Here is a 13,560-nt window from a genome sequence, read left to right as displayed (position 1 = left end):
CCCCAGACATCTTATATCCAGTAAAGTAGCACCTTTCCTCCTATATTTTAATCAATAGCGCCACCGGAGTTCGTAAGAACAAATAAGTAGTCCATTTATCGGTAATAAGCACAATACGATTCATTAGCTAGGACACATATTTCCCTCTTGCATGCGCGACGACGCTGGCAAGATCGTAATCGGTATGCGGATTGTAGCGGAAGTAGTGGGTGCGGTGGGATGCGGTATTTGTTTAATTGGCAGTAGCACCCGTCAACCATCAAGAGCGGTTTCTTTATCAATTACCATGGACCCACTTTCATTGCTGAGTCTTTAGTAAATATGGCTTGTACCTTTCTCGCTTCGTATAGGTGTTCCTTTCTACATTGTCATGCCCTTTAATGAATCGATTTGTCATGACAACCCAGCCCTTACGATATGGACGCGCTTCTGCACTCGCCGAAGTATCTGGATAATCATCAGGTCGAAGCTCCTCGACAATTTCGGTCGTTACCGACACCTTATAGGGCAGAGGCTTCGATGAGATAAAACGACAATGCAGCATCAAGTCCTCCCTCACAAGCTCGGCAATGATAAGGATGTCCGCTGTATGGGTATTTTTGAATTTCAAATCCTTTCTGCCGAATACATATGTAGCATCCAACCCTAAATCAATAAATCGATCCTCGCCCCACAGGTCCGTGCTATGATTGTGCTTCTCAAGAATGCTTAAGTTTGCTTTTAATGCTGCATTAAATAGCAAGGTACTGATTAAACAGGTCCCGCCGCCTGCAACATAATCGGTACGACCTCGCATAAACATAGGCCCCTTCTGAAACCCCTGCTCCTCCGTCGTTCCTCGGAAAAACCGCTTTAATGAGAAAACCTCGCCTGGCCGCAGGTTTACTTGGCTAACCAATTCGCAACCTAGACCCATGTTATGGATTCTACTGTAATTAATCTCCTTTAACTCCTCGCGCCAATTGATTTTTACACTGACTTCAGAGAGAACGTGCCGTTGGAGCAGTTGCTCGGACACTTCTACTTTTCGAGGTGTCATACGAAAATACCAGCCCCGCAGTAAACTGCGTAAATCATCAAGCAACAGTCTTGCTCTTAAGAATTTAATATAAGATCTATTTCGTCTTCTAGCCATCTGAATGCCTCCCGCGGATATTTTGCATGATGTCAGCTCTAGCTAGCTAATAAAGTATTGAACCAAACGGTCAATCCCTTCCTTATACTTAGACGAAGAGAAAGATAATCTTAGTGAGCTTGGCATACCAAAATCCGATCCCGGCACGACTGCCACATATGTAGATTCAATGATTTGAGTCGCTAGCTCCAGGCTATCCGCCATTCCCTGCTTCTCTATGTAGGAGGAACAATCCAAAGTAATGTAAAATCCACCATTCGAATGGAGCACCTTTACATCAGGTACTGGCTCAAAGCTCTCAACCGTATAATTGCGACGATCCCTATAAAGACCGACCAACACCTCAACCTCTTCATGCAGATCCAAAGCCGCTATAGCGCCATATTGTACGACGGGATCAAGTGTCAATAACGTATGATGCTGGATAACCGTTAATGGCTCAATCAGTTGTTCAGGCACGATACAATAGCCTACACGACGGGCGTACATACGATGTCCTTTAGAAAAAGCATTCGTCGTAATAAAGGCAGATCGAGTATTCTCAAGCTGTACAGATGAAATAGGCTGTGAATCAAAGCTCATATTGGCATATATTTCGTCGTGAATAATAACAGCCTGTCCGTTAACGAGGGTGTCGATCTCCAGCATTTCCTCCTTCGTAATAATATTACCTAGCGGATTGCCAGGAGAGTTAATAACGACCACCTTCGTGCGAGGAGTAAGGTTTGCGCGAAATGATGACATATCCACTGACATGCTCTGCTCATCAATAAGATAGTACCTAATCTTCGCACCTGCCAGCAAAGCAGAAAAGTTATAAAGCGAATAATAAGGGCTTGGAAGAAGCACCTCATCCTCATGATTTAGCAGAAGCTGAAACAGATTACGAAATATCGAGCTGGTACCTGATCCGATGATGAAATGACGAGAAGGGATATGAACCCCGTATTTTTCCAAGTAATACTCAGAGAGCCTGTTCCGAAGCTCCGGAAGGCCAGCAGGGAACACCTTGGAGCTCTTGCTGAAATCGTTAATAGCCTCCGCCATCGCCGCATTGATTTGAGGGTGGAGCGGTAGCTCGGATTTTCCAAGCGTCATGCGAATAACATCTTTATTGTCCTGCTCATACTCGTAAGCCATTTGATCTAATACGAACATCAGGAATCGCTGCTCGTAGAAATCAATATTCGTCCTTAATGGCAACAAATCCACGCTATGAACCTCCTGCACTTTAAGATGTTGATAAAATTAGAAAATTTTAATCTTTCAATAAACAGACGTATTCAATATCCCAAAAGTTACGTGAATAACCAAAAAAATCAATAAAAAACTGCCCAATCAGGTCTGAATAGACCAAAGGGGCAGCACTCATCTCTTATTTCTTATTTAGCTTTAACTACTTCTCCTTGACGAACCTTCAAGCCATCCTCCCATTGCACCCTCACTGCCTTTCCTTCGAAAAAATCCTTATTATCAGATACCTGATAGTGCAGATGTGGCTCACTCGTATTACCTGAATTACCGCAGAGGCCAATCAGATCTCCCTTAGATACTTTATCTCCAATTTTGAGCTTGATGGAGCCTTCTTGAAGATGTGCTATGATGCTATATTCACCGTTACCGTGATCGATAGCGACCATGTTCCCAGCGGGATTTTCTGCATCTGTAGCACCAGGTTCATTATCCTTTAGATTGTTAACCACATTGACGACCGTTCCATCCTGTGTTGCCACAATTTCTTGCCCATAAGCAAAGTAACTTTCTTTTTTTGTTGGGTCGCCTTTATAGGAATAGCCATTCTCTACCTTAATGATGTCATAAGCGTAGCGTTGGCCTTCATACTCATAGTGATAGTTGGATAGAACATCTTCTCCACCCCAGAACACATACCATTCCCCCTTAAAAGGAAGCCCATAAGCAAGCTTTGTCTGAGCTTTATCCGATTCCGGGAAGCTCTCTATCGGCTTAAATTGAAGTCCGTCAATGACTTTCTCCTCGCCCATCGTAATAATGAGCCCTTTCTTCTTGCCTTGATCAAGATAGGTGTAATAATTTCCGCCATTTAACGCCAGCTGCGAATTCGGTTCCCATGATGTAACACCCTCGCTGAAGCCAACTACTGCCTCGCGAAACTGAGCTGAAGATATGCTCTCCTGAAACGCAGTGCTCGTCTGATTGTAGACACGATCATATTCTCCGTCGATTAGAGCTTTACCGATTTGTCCCACTTCAAGCTTCGTCACTGTGGATCCCTCCGATGCGGTTTCTATTGCTGTTTCGGTCGCTGTTGCGGTTTCAGTCTTAGGAGGCGTTGACCGCTCACTTGAACTATTATTGCTGTTACAGCCCGTCAGAAGAATTGCTGAAACTGCTGATACTACGATTAACCTTTTCATTTTAACAATCCACTCTCCTATTCTCTATATCCATTCTCTATGTGTTCTTACTTCATTATGAATGCCTAGTCTTAATCCGTAAGAAACGGAAACTTAACTCTCTCTTAAAAATAACAGGAAAAATTAAGACTCCGTTAAGATAGCTAATATCATCGAATAGTGGGAGCATGATAAAATAATAAGTAAACGTTGCATATAAAGGAGTAACCTTAGATTGAAAGACATTGCAATTCTTCTAGTAGATGATGAGCAAGCGATTGTTAAGTTATTAGAAACGGTGCTTCATAAAGAAGGTTTCTTAAACATAGACAAAGTAGGAACAGCGGAAGAGGCTTTACTCGCATGCGAACGGAGAAGCTACGACATTATTGTGCTAGATGTAACCCTTCCAAACATGAGCGGTATTGAAGCCTGTCCTTTCATACGCCGACTTACCGATGCCCCAATCTTATTTTTGAGCGCTAGAACAACAGACTTCGATAAATTGACTGGCTTTGCTGTAGGTGGAGATGATTACGTAACAAAGCCGTTTAATCCTCTCGAAATCGTCGCCCGAATCAAATCATTACTACGCCGCTCCAGTAAATTCATATCTGCAGTAACGCCTCCAGCAAATGGCTTAATCGATTTCGGACGCTTTCAGATCCATGAAGCCTCTGCCGAGCTACGTGTAGGTGGGATACCTGTAGCCTGCCCTACTCTTGTCTTCCAGTTGTTGCTGTTTCTCAGCAAAAATCCAAATCGGATATTTACAAAAAGCGAGCTGTACGAAAGGGTATGGGGCGATAACAGTATTAGCGACGATAACACGATCATGGTTCATATTCATCGTATTCGTGAACGCATCGAGCCCGACCCTGCGCGTCCAGAATATTTGGTAAACGTACGAGGACTTGGATACAAGCTTGTGAAGAAGGAGACAGCTCCTCATGAGCATTAAGAGACGGCTTACTTTTCGCCTGATCACTTGGCTGTTGATAGTCGGCCTCGTCTTGTTAGCGCTAGCCATCAGCACTCTGCTCTGGACAGTAAATCAATTGTCACGCATTGAAACTGGACGCCAATTCGAGAGCGCAGGCTTATATCAATTAGTACGTACCGTTGAGTCTAAAGGAAACAGCCTCCAATTTGATGAAGAGCTTATCGACCTTATTCGTAAAAGTGGGGGATGGCTCCAAAGAATTGATAATAACGGCGTAGTCACTGACGCCTTCTTCACCCCTGCGGATGTACCACTCTCCTATGGTCCAGGTGAATTAATGGCCTATACGTTCGGTATGAGTCCGTTTCCTTACCATCTATACTTGTGGATTCAGGAAAAGGATGGCATTCTGCACACATTGATCTATGGCTTCAAGAGCCATGACAACTCTCTACTTGAGGAGATAACGATCAAGGGCACAAGAAACGGGGATAGCATTCTTCTACCTCTTGAAATTCAAGACGATCTGAGACGCAGCCATGCATGGTTGCAAATCATAGATCAGAAGGGCACAGAGCTTGCATCCTTTAATAAGCCTGAAAAAGCCATTAGCAACTTCACCGTTCAAGACATGGCACTTCGATCCTTTTACCCAGATCGTTATGGTACGAGATTGGTTTCCCAATATGACAAGGATAGCAGTCTAACCTGGGTGCTAAATACGCCATTACCTGGATCAGAGCCAGGCAGTGCGCCACGTCTAGATCCGGAAAATCGCGTGTTAATTATTGGGATCGGAAGCTTTCTGCTTGGAGCCATTATCTTGTTCGGGATCGTATCTTATTGGCTTGGGCAACGATTCGGCTCTCCTATTGTTCATATTCTCAAATGGCTCAGATTTCTAGGGGAAGGCCGCTACGAAGAGCCTGTTGATGCAAGAGGGATCGTCCGCAGCCAGAATCGCAGAGGTAAGAGAAAGCGCAAGTATCGCGTTTACCAGGACGTAATTGATTCTATGAACTCCTTGTCGCAAACCTTACATCACAATGAACGGCTTCGAGATGAAACGGAGAAAATGCGGAATGAATGGATTGCAGGAGTGTCCCACGATTTGAAAACTCCGCTGTCATCTATTAAAGGCTATGCGTATTTGTTAGACAACGATTCCTATGAATGGACGACGGGTGAGATACGATCATTTGCGCGAATAATATTAGACAAGTCCTCTCATTTGGATGATCTAATTGATGATCTTGCGCTAACCTACCGGCTACGGAATGGCCATGGGGCACCGTCCTCAGAGCTGGTGGATCTGAATGAATATACGGCAGAGGCTATCTTAGAAGCAACTAACCATCCAGTCTTTAAAGAAAGCAGTGTCAAATATATTCCGGCAAAATCGCCTATTTATATGATCCTATACAAACCATGGTTTCAGCGGATCGTAGACAACCTAGTTGCTAATGCCTTAATGCATAATGGGGAAGATACTACTCTGACGATATCAATTGAGGAAAAAGAGCCTAATACCATCATTCTAACCCTCAAAGACGATGGCAAAGGTATGGATGAAGAAACCGTAGCTCGATTATTTGAACGGTATTACCGTGGCACGGACACCGAAAGCCGGACAGAAGGCTCTGGACTTGGCATGGCCATAACCAAAGCACTGGTAGAGGCACTAGGTGGGTCGATCCAAGTGATTACCTCTGTAGGCCAAGGAACGACCCTAATTATTAAATGGCCTTCAGTGGTAAGATCGGATTAGACAAAAAGGACCCTCCGCTTTAATGGAGGGCCCTTTTTAATCTGCTTGATTAGATCAAGGTAATTCAATAGATACTTCACGACGAGCTTCTGCCGAGCGAAGCACACCATCAATAATGGCTTGCTGTATTAGAATCTGCTCCCCAGGGATTGGTGCAGGACGACAATCTCGAACAGCTTCAGCGAAATCTCTAACCTTCTCATCGAATAGATTAAGCTTATGCTCCACGAGTGGAATTGGCGTTTCTGTATGTCCGCCATACTCGTCATGGAATAAGCTAATCGAGCCGACTGCTCCGTCCCATACTCCCGACCATGGACCTTTACCAGCTGGAGTAACCTTTAATCCTGCATCGGTTCCTAGGAACATTGTTGCACCCAGAGTATCCATATGCATTGCCCATGAAATCTTAAATTGAAGAACTAAATCATTTTCAAATCTCACCATAGCTACTCCGAAATCTTCTACCTCGAATTTACTTGCTTCTGGATGATAGAGAGAGTTCGTGCCGAAATGGTTTGAAGTAAATGCTGATACAGTTAACGGACGAGGGTATCCCATCGCGTTAAGAGCCATATCCAATGAGTAGCAGCCAATGTCTGCCATTGCTCCCGCTCCAGCAAGCTTCTTACTAATGAATGTTCCCCCTGGCATCCCTCTGCGACGTCCGCCGCCAGTCTCGGCATAGTATACTTTGCCAAGTCGTCCGGATTGTACAATATCCTGTAATAGCTTCATGTTCGGATCATAACGAGGCTGGAAGCCAAGCGTTAACATATTCCCCGTCTCTTTCGCCACCTGCGTCATTTCCAAAGCTTCTTGGAACGTGACAGACATTGGTTTTTCCAACAATACCTGTTTGCCCGCGCGCAGTGAGTCTACTGTTGTGATGTGATGGGAAACGTTAGGTGTACAAATGCTTACTCCATCTAAGTCTTGCTCCAACAGCTTCTGATGCCCATCGTAAGCAGCAGCCCCTACAAGCTTCTCGGACTCAACGAATTGTCCTGCTTTGCCTGGAATGACGTCTGCAACTGCGACGATTTCCACAAAAGGTAGCTTACTATAAGCAGCTATGTGCGCTTTAGCTATGCCGCCACTACCAATAATTCCAATTTTCAACGTTTTACTCATGATGATTCTCTGCCTTCTCTCTGAATATAGTATTTATCTTTGCGTTAGCATCAACCGTATGCATCCTGCGATAGCTCGTAGGCGTAATTTCATATTTGCTTTTGAAGACGAGATACAAGTAGTTCGGGTTCGCATACCCATGGCTTAACGCGATTTCCTCTATCGATCTGTCCGTGTGGATCAGCTCGGAGCAAATACTAGTTAGACGAACATGCTCTAAATAATCGCTAAAGGTCGTCTGCCCTTCGCTACGAAATATTCGTTGCAGCTGCCTCGGACTAATACTGATTGATTCGGCAACCTGCTCTAAGGAAATCGGCAAGCCTTCATTATCTTGAATGTATTGCGTAGCAAGCTGATACCGGTGAAAATTCATATCTCGTTCCGGCATTCCCGACTTTCCATCCGGATCGTCAAATACGCGAGTCGTTCGCAGAAGAATTTGAACGATGGCCTGCTTAATCAAGGTATAAAACCCGGAAGGCTGATCCTCCCAAATACGAAACGCATCTAGAAATCCATTCATGGCATGGAACCGATCGACAAAAGGGATAGCTGGTATGCGTTGAAGAGCGGCAATGCATTCCTGAGCCTCATTCGCTTCAAGCACGTCTCCCCAGCTATTGTCCTCAAGTGTTCCGTCCAAAGGTACAATATCCAAATGCAAGCAAAGCTCGTGCATCGGCTCTTCCAGATCTGACTCTTGGTAATGGACAAGGTCAGGGCCGGTTAAATAAAACAATCCTTCATGAAGATCATAGGTTTGATCGACAAGAATAACCTTTCCCTTGCCCTTTGCAATATAATGCAATTCGTATTCAGAGTGCTTATGAAAATTGATAATACATCCGGGCGGGAACGCTGCAAGATGACAGCGCAGCACACGAATTCCGTACGAGCCCCAGCGGAATTGCAAATCCAGGCGATCCAGCGCATCTTGCTTATCAAGCATCCGGGCATAAGGAAAGGAGCCGGGACTTCCGGCTGACTTTCTCTCCTGATGCTTCTTTATCCCGCTATCTCGTGTTCCCTTCTCTTCTTCCGCCATGCCCATCCCTCTTCTCGTGTTGCCATTCCTTATTCCGGTTTAATTAAGCTAATTCATCGATGCGGATCGGACGGCCTTCTGCTACCGAACGCGTAGAGGCCTCCATTAACCGGGTAAGATCAATCGCTATATTTACATTGTCTGTTGCTTCTGTTCCATTCTCAATATGTGCTACCCATTGGTCGAATGCCATAGTGACATCTTGTCCCTTATCAAGCTTCTCCCATTCAGGTATTCCGTTGTTACTACGTATGATTGGAGTCTCATCTGGAAATCCAATCAATAATGTTCCTTCCGTTCCGTGCAGCTCGATACAAAAAGGAGAATGACTGTTCACGAAGCCTGCCTCGACGATTCCTAGCGCTCCATTGGCATATTGAAGCACAGCAACCGCATTATCTTCTACTTCTTTACCCGTTACATAGCCGAAGCTAGCACTTACGCTGTCCGGCATGCCTAGAAACTGCCTAACAAGATACATCGGGTGGCAGCCAAGATCTATCAAGGCTCCGCCACCGCACTGCTCCTTGGAATAGAAATGAGAGGGCAGCCAATCAGCAATCGCTCCGTTATGGGACAAGCGTACACGTGCAAGCGTCAGTTTTCCCAATGTTCCTTCTTGGATGACCTTATTAACGATTTGTGTAGATGCCGTATAGAGACGAGGTAATGAAACCCCAAACTTCACTCCTGCTTGCTTAATTTCAGAAACAATATCCGTAACTTCCTTATTTGTTGGTGCGATTACTTTTTCAGTAAAAATATGCTTACCCGCTTTAGCGGCTTTAATAATAACCTCATGATGAATATTCGTTGGGGCATCTACGATAACTGCATCGATATCATCCCGTGCCAGCATTTCATCAAGTGAAGCATAATAAGGAACGCCGTATTCAGCAGCCTTCTTAATTCCTCTTTCAGACTCCTCATCCCATACTGCCGCCAATTCAGTGGATGGGTTAGCTAATGCTTGACGAGTGTAATCATCTGCGTGAACGTGCCAGTAACTAATTTTTCCTATTCTAATCATGAGGTAGCCTCCTTGGCTGGTTAACTTAAAATATACGACAACACTTCAAGATTACACAACTTATTCCTTGTTTATAATGAGTTTCAGTGCCATTTAAACTATAAAATTACGACATTGTAAGCTATAAATAGAAGTTTGCTTGCTTGTCCACCCTTAGAACGGATACGATAGTGTTACAGAGATACTTAACTATTAAAGGAGTCCACAATATGGCCGACTTAAAAATAACGATTCACGAAACAATTCAAGGCTTCTCATCCCGTTTAATCGAGATTGCTACATTTATCGGGGCTCATCCAGAGCTAGGGCATGAGGAGAAACAAGCCTCCGCCTTACTTACCTCCGAGCTAGAAGCACTGGGGTTCCAAGTTGAAAGAGGGATTCTTGGCTTGGAAACAGCCTTCATTGCCGAATATCGTTCTGCTAGGCCTGGACCTATAATCGGCTTACTCGCAGAGTACGATGCCCTTCCAGAGCTTGGGCATGCTTGCGGTCATCACCTCATATGCACGATGGCGCTAGGTGCAGCAGCCGGGTTAAGAGCTATTGCAGATACAACGGGCGGAACTATTCGAGTATATGGAACGCCTGCTGAGGAAACGAAGGGCGCGAAGATTGACATGACAGAGGCAGGTTTGTTCGATGATTGCGATATTGCGATTATGGCGCATCCCTACCACACTTATGAGAAATCCGGTTCATCCCTTGCTATGGATGCGTTGCTATTTGAATACTACGGTAAAGCCGCACATGCTGCAGCAAACCCAGATCAGGGAGTTAATGCTCTAGATGCAGTTATTCTTCTATTTAACGCTATCAATGCTCTACGGCAGCAAACCAAAAAAGATGCCCGAATTCACGGCATCATCTCTCACGGTGGACAAGCACCGAACATTATTCCCGACTATGCGGCTGCTCAGTTCTACGTCAGATCTGCTTCACGCGCATACACGAATGAGCTCGTGCGTAAGGTAAACGCCTGCGCCGAAGCAGCCGGTATTGCAGCTGGTTGCAGACTAACTACCAGCAATTACGAATACTCCTATGATGAATTACGTACGAACGAGAGCCTATCTGAGGCATTCACAGCAAATCTGATCACCAGTGGGATTCCGGTAGAGGAAATTCAAGTGGGTCATGATAACGGCTCTTTGGACCTTGGAAACGTGTCCCTGCGCTGTCCAGTCATCCACCCTTACATCAAGGTTGTTAACGAGCCTTACGAGCTCCATACAGTAGAGTTCCGCGATGCGGCACAGACCGATCCCGCTTACAAGGCCATGGTATTCGGTGCAACCATGCTTGCCTATACAGCTTGTGATGTTCTAACAGATGCACAGCTATTACAGCGGGTTAAGGCAGAATTCGGGGCTGTGCGTTAAACCTAGTCAATATACTTAATCGAAGAAGCTTTTTCCACTTAGGAACTCTTTATCGTTTGGAACACCACAAAAACAAATTGAAGCCAGCTATGCAGCCTGCGGCACCAAGCTAACAGCTGTATAGTTGGCTTTTCCAGTTGCTCGAAATATTCGTACATCTCCTGCCAATCGTGCCCTCTCTATACTCCGTTGCTAGACAATTTCGTACATCTCCTGCTAATCGTGCCCCCTCAAGACCCCGTTGTTCGATAATTTCGTACATCTCACTCCAATCGCGCCCTCTCATGAACCCGTTGCTCGAAATATTCGTATATCTCACTCCAATCGTGCCTTCTCCTGACCTCGTTGCTCGAAATATTCGTACATCTCCTGCCAATTGTGTCCTCTCATGAACCCGTTGCTCGAAATATTCGTGCATCTCCTTCCAATCGTGCCCCTCCTGACCACATTGTTCGATAATTTCGTGCATCTCCTTCCAATCGTGCCCCCTCCTGACCCCATTGTTCGATAATTTCGTACATCTCCTTCCAATCGTGCACCTCAATACCCCGTTGCTCGATAATTTCGTGCATCTCCTTCCAATCGTGCCCTTTCATGAACCCGTTGCTCGAAATATTCGTATATCTCCTGCCAATCGTGCCCCCTCAAGACCCCGTTGCTCGATAATTTCGTGCATCTCCCATTAAACGTGTACAAGTGCGGATTAATAACAGTCCTGTACGAATGCACTGACCATATTAATAACCATACATAAGCTAAGTCGGTAATAAGATGATCTCAAACAAAAGCTAGGTGGTGATTTTATGAGTTATCCAGTTGCTGGAGCAGGGTATGGAAACTGTTGTAATGTTGTAAAACCAAGTGGCGGAATGGAAGCCGCTGCGTTCGTACTTGTACTATTTATCTTGTTGGTTATTATCCTCAAAGCAGGCTACTAAGCTCCAACCCGCCACCATTATTATCAAATGGGGCGGGTTTCTTTTACATTACAAAACAAAGAGACCTCCCATAAGTTCGATTGAACTCATGAGAAGCCTCTTATTAAATACTGTCAAACGACGTTCCTCCGCAGAAGAACCCTTGATGCATAAGGGTTTATCACCCTTATCACATCATGCCGCCCATACCACCCATGTCAGGCATGCCGCCTGCTGGTTTGTTTGGTTCTGGCTTGTCAGCGATAACCGCTTCAGTTGTTAAGAAGACAGCAGCTACGGAAGCAGCGTTCTGCAATGCGGAGCGAGTTACTTTAACAGGGTCGATAATACCAGCTTCGAACATGTTAACCCATTCGCCAGTTGCAGCGTTATAGCCTGTTCCAACAGCTTCCTTCTTCAGACGCTCAACGATAACGGAGCCTTCTTGGCCAGCGTTAGCCGCGATTGTACGAATTGGCTCTTCCAATGCGCGAAGGATGATGTTCACGCCTGTTTGCTCGTCGCCTTCTGCAGTTACTGCAGCTACAGCGCTGTATACGTTAACGAGTGCAGTACCACCACCGGAAACGATACCTTCTTCAACTGCTGCACGAGTCGCGTTCAAAGCATCTTCGATGCGAAGCTTGCGCTCTTTTAATTCAGTTTCAGTCGCTGCGCCAACTTTGATAACTGCAACGCCACCAGCTAATTTCGCTAGACGCTCTTGCAATTTCTCACGGTCGAAGTCAGAAGTTGTATCTTCGATTTGCGCTTTAATTTGGCTAACACGTGCAGTGATATCCGCTTTATCTCCGGAACCATCAACTACAATAGTGTTTTCTTTGTTAACGCGCACTTGACGTGCAGTACCTAATTGCTCAAGTGTAGTGGACTTCAGCTCAAGACCAAGCTCTTCAGTGATCACTTGACCACCAGTAAGCGCAGCGATGTCTTGAAGCATAGCTTTACGGCGATCGCCGAAGCCAGGAGCTTTAACACCAACACAAGTAAATGTACCACGAAGACGGTTAACAACAAGCGTAGACAATGCTTCGCCTTCAATATCTTCAGCGATGATAAGCAATTGCTTACCGGATTGAACAACCTTCTCCAAAACAGGAAGGATCTCTTGGATGTTGGAGATTTTCTTATCTGTAATAAGGATCAATGGATTATCAAGAATAGCTTCCATTTTATCCGTATCTGTAATCATGTATGGTGTAATGTAACCACGGTCGAATTGCATACCTTCTACAACTTCTAGATCCGTGTTAAAGCCTTTCGACTCTTCAACAGTAATAACGCCGTCTTTTCCGACTTTATCCATAGCATCGGCAATCAGTTGACCAACTTCGTCATCAGCAGCGGAGATAGCAGCTACTTGAGCGATGTCGTTACGTCCGCTAACTTGCTTGGAGATCTTCTGAAGCTCTTCAACTGCCGCTCTAACCGCTTTGTCGATTCCTTTACGGATAACCATAGGGTTAGCGCCTGCAGTTACGTTCTTCAAGCCTTCACGAATCATCGCTTGAGCTAGAACAGTTGCAGTTGTAGTACCATCACCAGCGATATCATTTGTTTTCGTTGCTACTTCTTTAACTAGCTGAGCACCCATATTCTCGAATGCATCTTCTAGTTCGATTTCTTTAGCAATCGTTACACCATCGTTAGTGATTAGTGGAGAACCGAATTTTTTCTCTAGAACAACGTTACGACCTTTCGGTCCAAGTGTTACCTTTACAACGTTTGCCAATGCATCGACACCGCGAAGCATTGCGCGACGAGCGTCTTCACTAAATTTAATTTCCTTAGCCATCGTGAATTACCC

The 13,560-nt window shown here is 45.1% G+C and carries 12 protein-coding genes; 4 read left to right on the top strand and 8 right to left on the bottom strand.

Going from position 1 to position 13,560, the window contains the following annotated elements; genetic code table 11:
* Positions 1–298: 298 nt before the first annotated feature.
* From KCTCHS21_RS06195 to KCTCHS21_RS06185, 3 genes are all read right to left on the bottom strand, one after another.
* A complete protein-coding gene (locus KCTCHS21_RS06195) occupies positions 299–1,135 on the bottom strand; it encodes a VanW family protein (protein WP_130605949.1) in 837 nt (278 codons plus the stop codon).
* Between the two features lie 42 nt (positions 1,136–1,177).
* Positions 1,178–2,347, bottom strand: coding sequence for a pyridoxal phosphate-dependent aminotransferase (locus KCTCHS21_RS06190; protein ID WP_232058100.1), 1,170 nt, complete (start codon positions 2,345–2,347; stop codon positions 1,178–1,180).
* Positions 2,348–2,517: 170 nt separating this feature from the next.
* Positions 2,518–3,531: a M23 family metallopeptidase gene (locus KCTCHS21_RS06185; RefSeq protein ID WP_130605947.1), complete on the bottom strand. Its 1,014-nt coding sequence runs from the start codon at positions 3,529–3,531 to the stop codon at positions 2,518–2,520.
* Positions 3,532–3,745: 214 nt separating this feature from the next.
* Here KCTCHS21_RS06185 and KCTCHS21_RS06180 point away from each other — a divergent pair, with 214 nt between their 5' ends.
* Together KCTCHS21_RS06180 and KCTCHS21_RS06175 are read left to right on the top strand one after the other, a co-directional pair.
* Positions 3,746–4,471 carry a response regulator transcription factor gene (locus KCTCHS21_RS06180; protein WP_130605945.1) on the top strand — a complete coding sequence of 242 codons (726 nt, stop codon included), beginning with the start codon at positions 3,746–3,748 and terminating at the stop codon, positions 4,469–4,471.
* Entirely contained in the window at positions 4,461–6,221 is a 1,761-nt protein-coding gene (locus tag KCTCHS21_RS06175; RefSeq protein WP_130605943.1) for a sensor histidine kinase, read from the top strand. The genes KCTCHS21_RS06180 and KCTCHS21_RS06175 overlap by 11 nt, the downstream gene beginning before the upstream one ends.
* 54 nt (positions 6,222–6,275) lie before the next feature.
* Here the strand turns inward: KCTCHS21_RS06175 and KCTCHS21_RS06170 are convergent, their stop codons facing one another.
* The 3 genes from KCTCHS21_RS06170 to KCTCHS21_RS06160 are packed head-to-tail and all read right to left on the bottom strand — an operon-like array spanning position 6,276 to position 9,433.
* Complete coding sequence (locus KCTCHS21_RS06170) at positions 6,276–7,355, bottom strand: Gfo/Idh/MocA family protein (RefSeq protein WP_130605941.1); 1,080 nt, start codon at positions 7,353–7,355, stop codon at positions 6,276–6,278.
* Positions 7,348–8,403, bottom strand: a complete 1,056-nt coding sequence (locus tag KCTCHS21_RS06165) for an AraC family transcriptional regulator (RefSeq protein WP_130605939.1) — start codon at positions 8,401–8,403, stop codon at positions 7,348–7,350. Before KCTCHS21_RS06165 ends, KCTCHS21_RS06170 begins: the two co-directional genes overlap by 8 nt.
* Before the next feature lie 43 nt (positions 8,404–8,446).
* Positions 8,447–9,433 carry a Gfo/Idh/MocA family protein gene (locus tag KCTCHS21_RS06160; RefSeq protein WP_130605937.1) on the bottom strand — a complete coding sequence of 329 codons (987 nt, stop codon included), beginning with the start codon at positions 9,431–9,433 and terminating at the stop codon, positions 8,447–8,449.
* Positions 9,434–9,642: 209 nt separating this feature from the next.
* Between KCTCHS21_RS06160 and KCTCHS21_RS06155 the strand changes: the two genes are divergently transcribed.
* Entirely contained in the window at positions 9,643–10,815 is a 1,173-nt protein-coding gene (locus KCTCHS21_RS06155) for a M20 family metallopeptidase (protein WP_130605934.1), read from the top strand.
* Positions 10,816–10,924: 109 nt separating this feature from the next.
* Here KCTCHS21_RS06155 and KCTCHS21_RS06150 read toward each other — a convergent pair whose 3' ends face one another.
* Entirely contained in the window at positions 10,925–11,284 is a 360-nt protein-coding gene (locus KCTCHS21_RS06150) for a hypothetical protein (RefSeq protein ID WP_130605932.1), read from the bottom strand.
* A 334-nt stretch (positions 11,285–11,618) separates the two neighbouring features.
* Between KCTCHS21_RS06150 and KCTCHS21_RS06145 the strand changes: the two genes are divergently transcribed.
* Positions 11,619–11,753, top strand: coding sequence for a sporulation protein YjcZ (locus tag KCTCHS21_RS06145; protein WP_130605930.1), 135 nt, complete (start codon positions 11,619–11,621; stop codon positions 11,751–11,753).
* Positions 11,754–11,922: 169 nt separating this feature from the next.
* On the opposite strand, the gene groL is transcribed toward KCTCHS21_RS06145, so the two are convergent.
* Entirely contained in the window at positions 11,923–13,548 is a 1,626-nt protein-coding gene (gene groL / locus KCTCHS21_RS06140; RefSeq protein ID WP_130605928.1) for a chaperonin GroEL, read from the bottom strand.
* Positions 13,549–13,560 lie beyond the last annotated feature (12 nt).

This window comes from Cohnella abietis (assembly GCF_004295585.1).
GTDB lineage: Bacteria > Bacillota > Bacilli > Paenibacillales > Paenibacillaceae > Cohnella > Cohnella abietis.
The sequence above is the reverse complement of the archived record's forward strand: the minus strand, read 5'-3'. Positions and strand labels throughout refer to the sequence as shown.

Coding starts and splice junctions, on each gene's coding strand:
- KCTCHS21_RS06170 (WP_130605941.1), bottom strand. CDS start 7,355: ATGAGTAAAACGTTGAAAATTGGAATTATTGGTAGTGGCGGCATAGCT.
- KCTCHS21_RS06150 (WP_130605932.1), bottom strand. CDS start 11,284: ATGCACGAAATTATCGAACAATGTGGTCAGGAGGGGCACGATTGGAAG.
- KCTCHS21_RS06175 (WP_130605943.1), top strand. CDS start 4,461: ATGAGCATTAAGAGACGGCTTACTTTTCGCCTGATCACTTGGCTGTTG.
- KCTCHS21_RS06195 (WP_130605949.1), bottom strand. CDS start 1,135: ATGGCTAGAAGACGAAATAGATCTTATATTAAATTCTTAAGAGCAAGA.
- groL (WP_130605928.1), bottom strand. CDS start 13,548: ATGGCTAAGGAAATTAAATTTAGTGAAGACGCTCGTCGCGCAATGCTT.
- KCTCHS21_RS06155 (WP_130605934.1), top strand. CDS start 9,643: ATGGCCGACTTAAAAATAACGATTCACGAAACAATTCAAGGCTTCTCA.
- KCTCHS21_RS06185 (WP_130605947.1), bottom strand. CDS start 3,531: ATGAAAAGGTTAATCGTAGTATCAGCAGTTTCAGCAATTCTTCTGACG.
- KCTCHS21_RS06160 (WP_130605937.1), bottom strand. CDS start 9,433: ATGATTAGAATAGGAAAAATTAGTTACTGGCACGTTCACGCAGATGAT.
- KCTCHS21_RS06165 (WP_130605939.1), bottom strand. CDS start 8,403: ATGGCGGAAGAAGAGAAGGGAACACGAGATAGCGGGATAAAGAAGCAT.
- KCTCHS21_RS06145 (WP_130605930.1), top strand. CDS start 11,619: ATGAGTTATCCAGTTGCTGGAGCAGGGTATGGAAACTGTTGTAATGTT.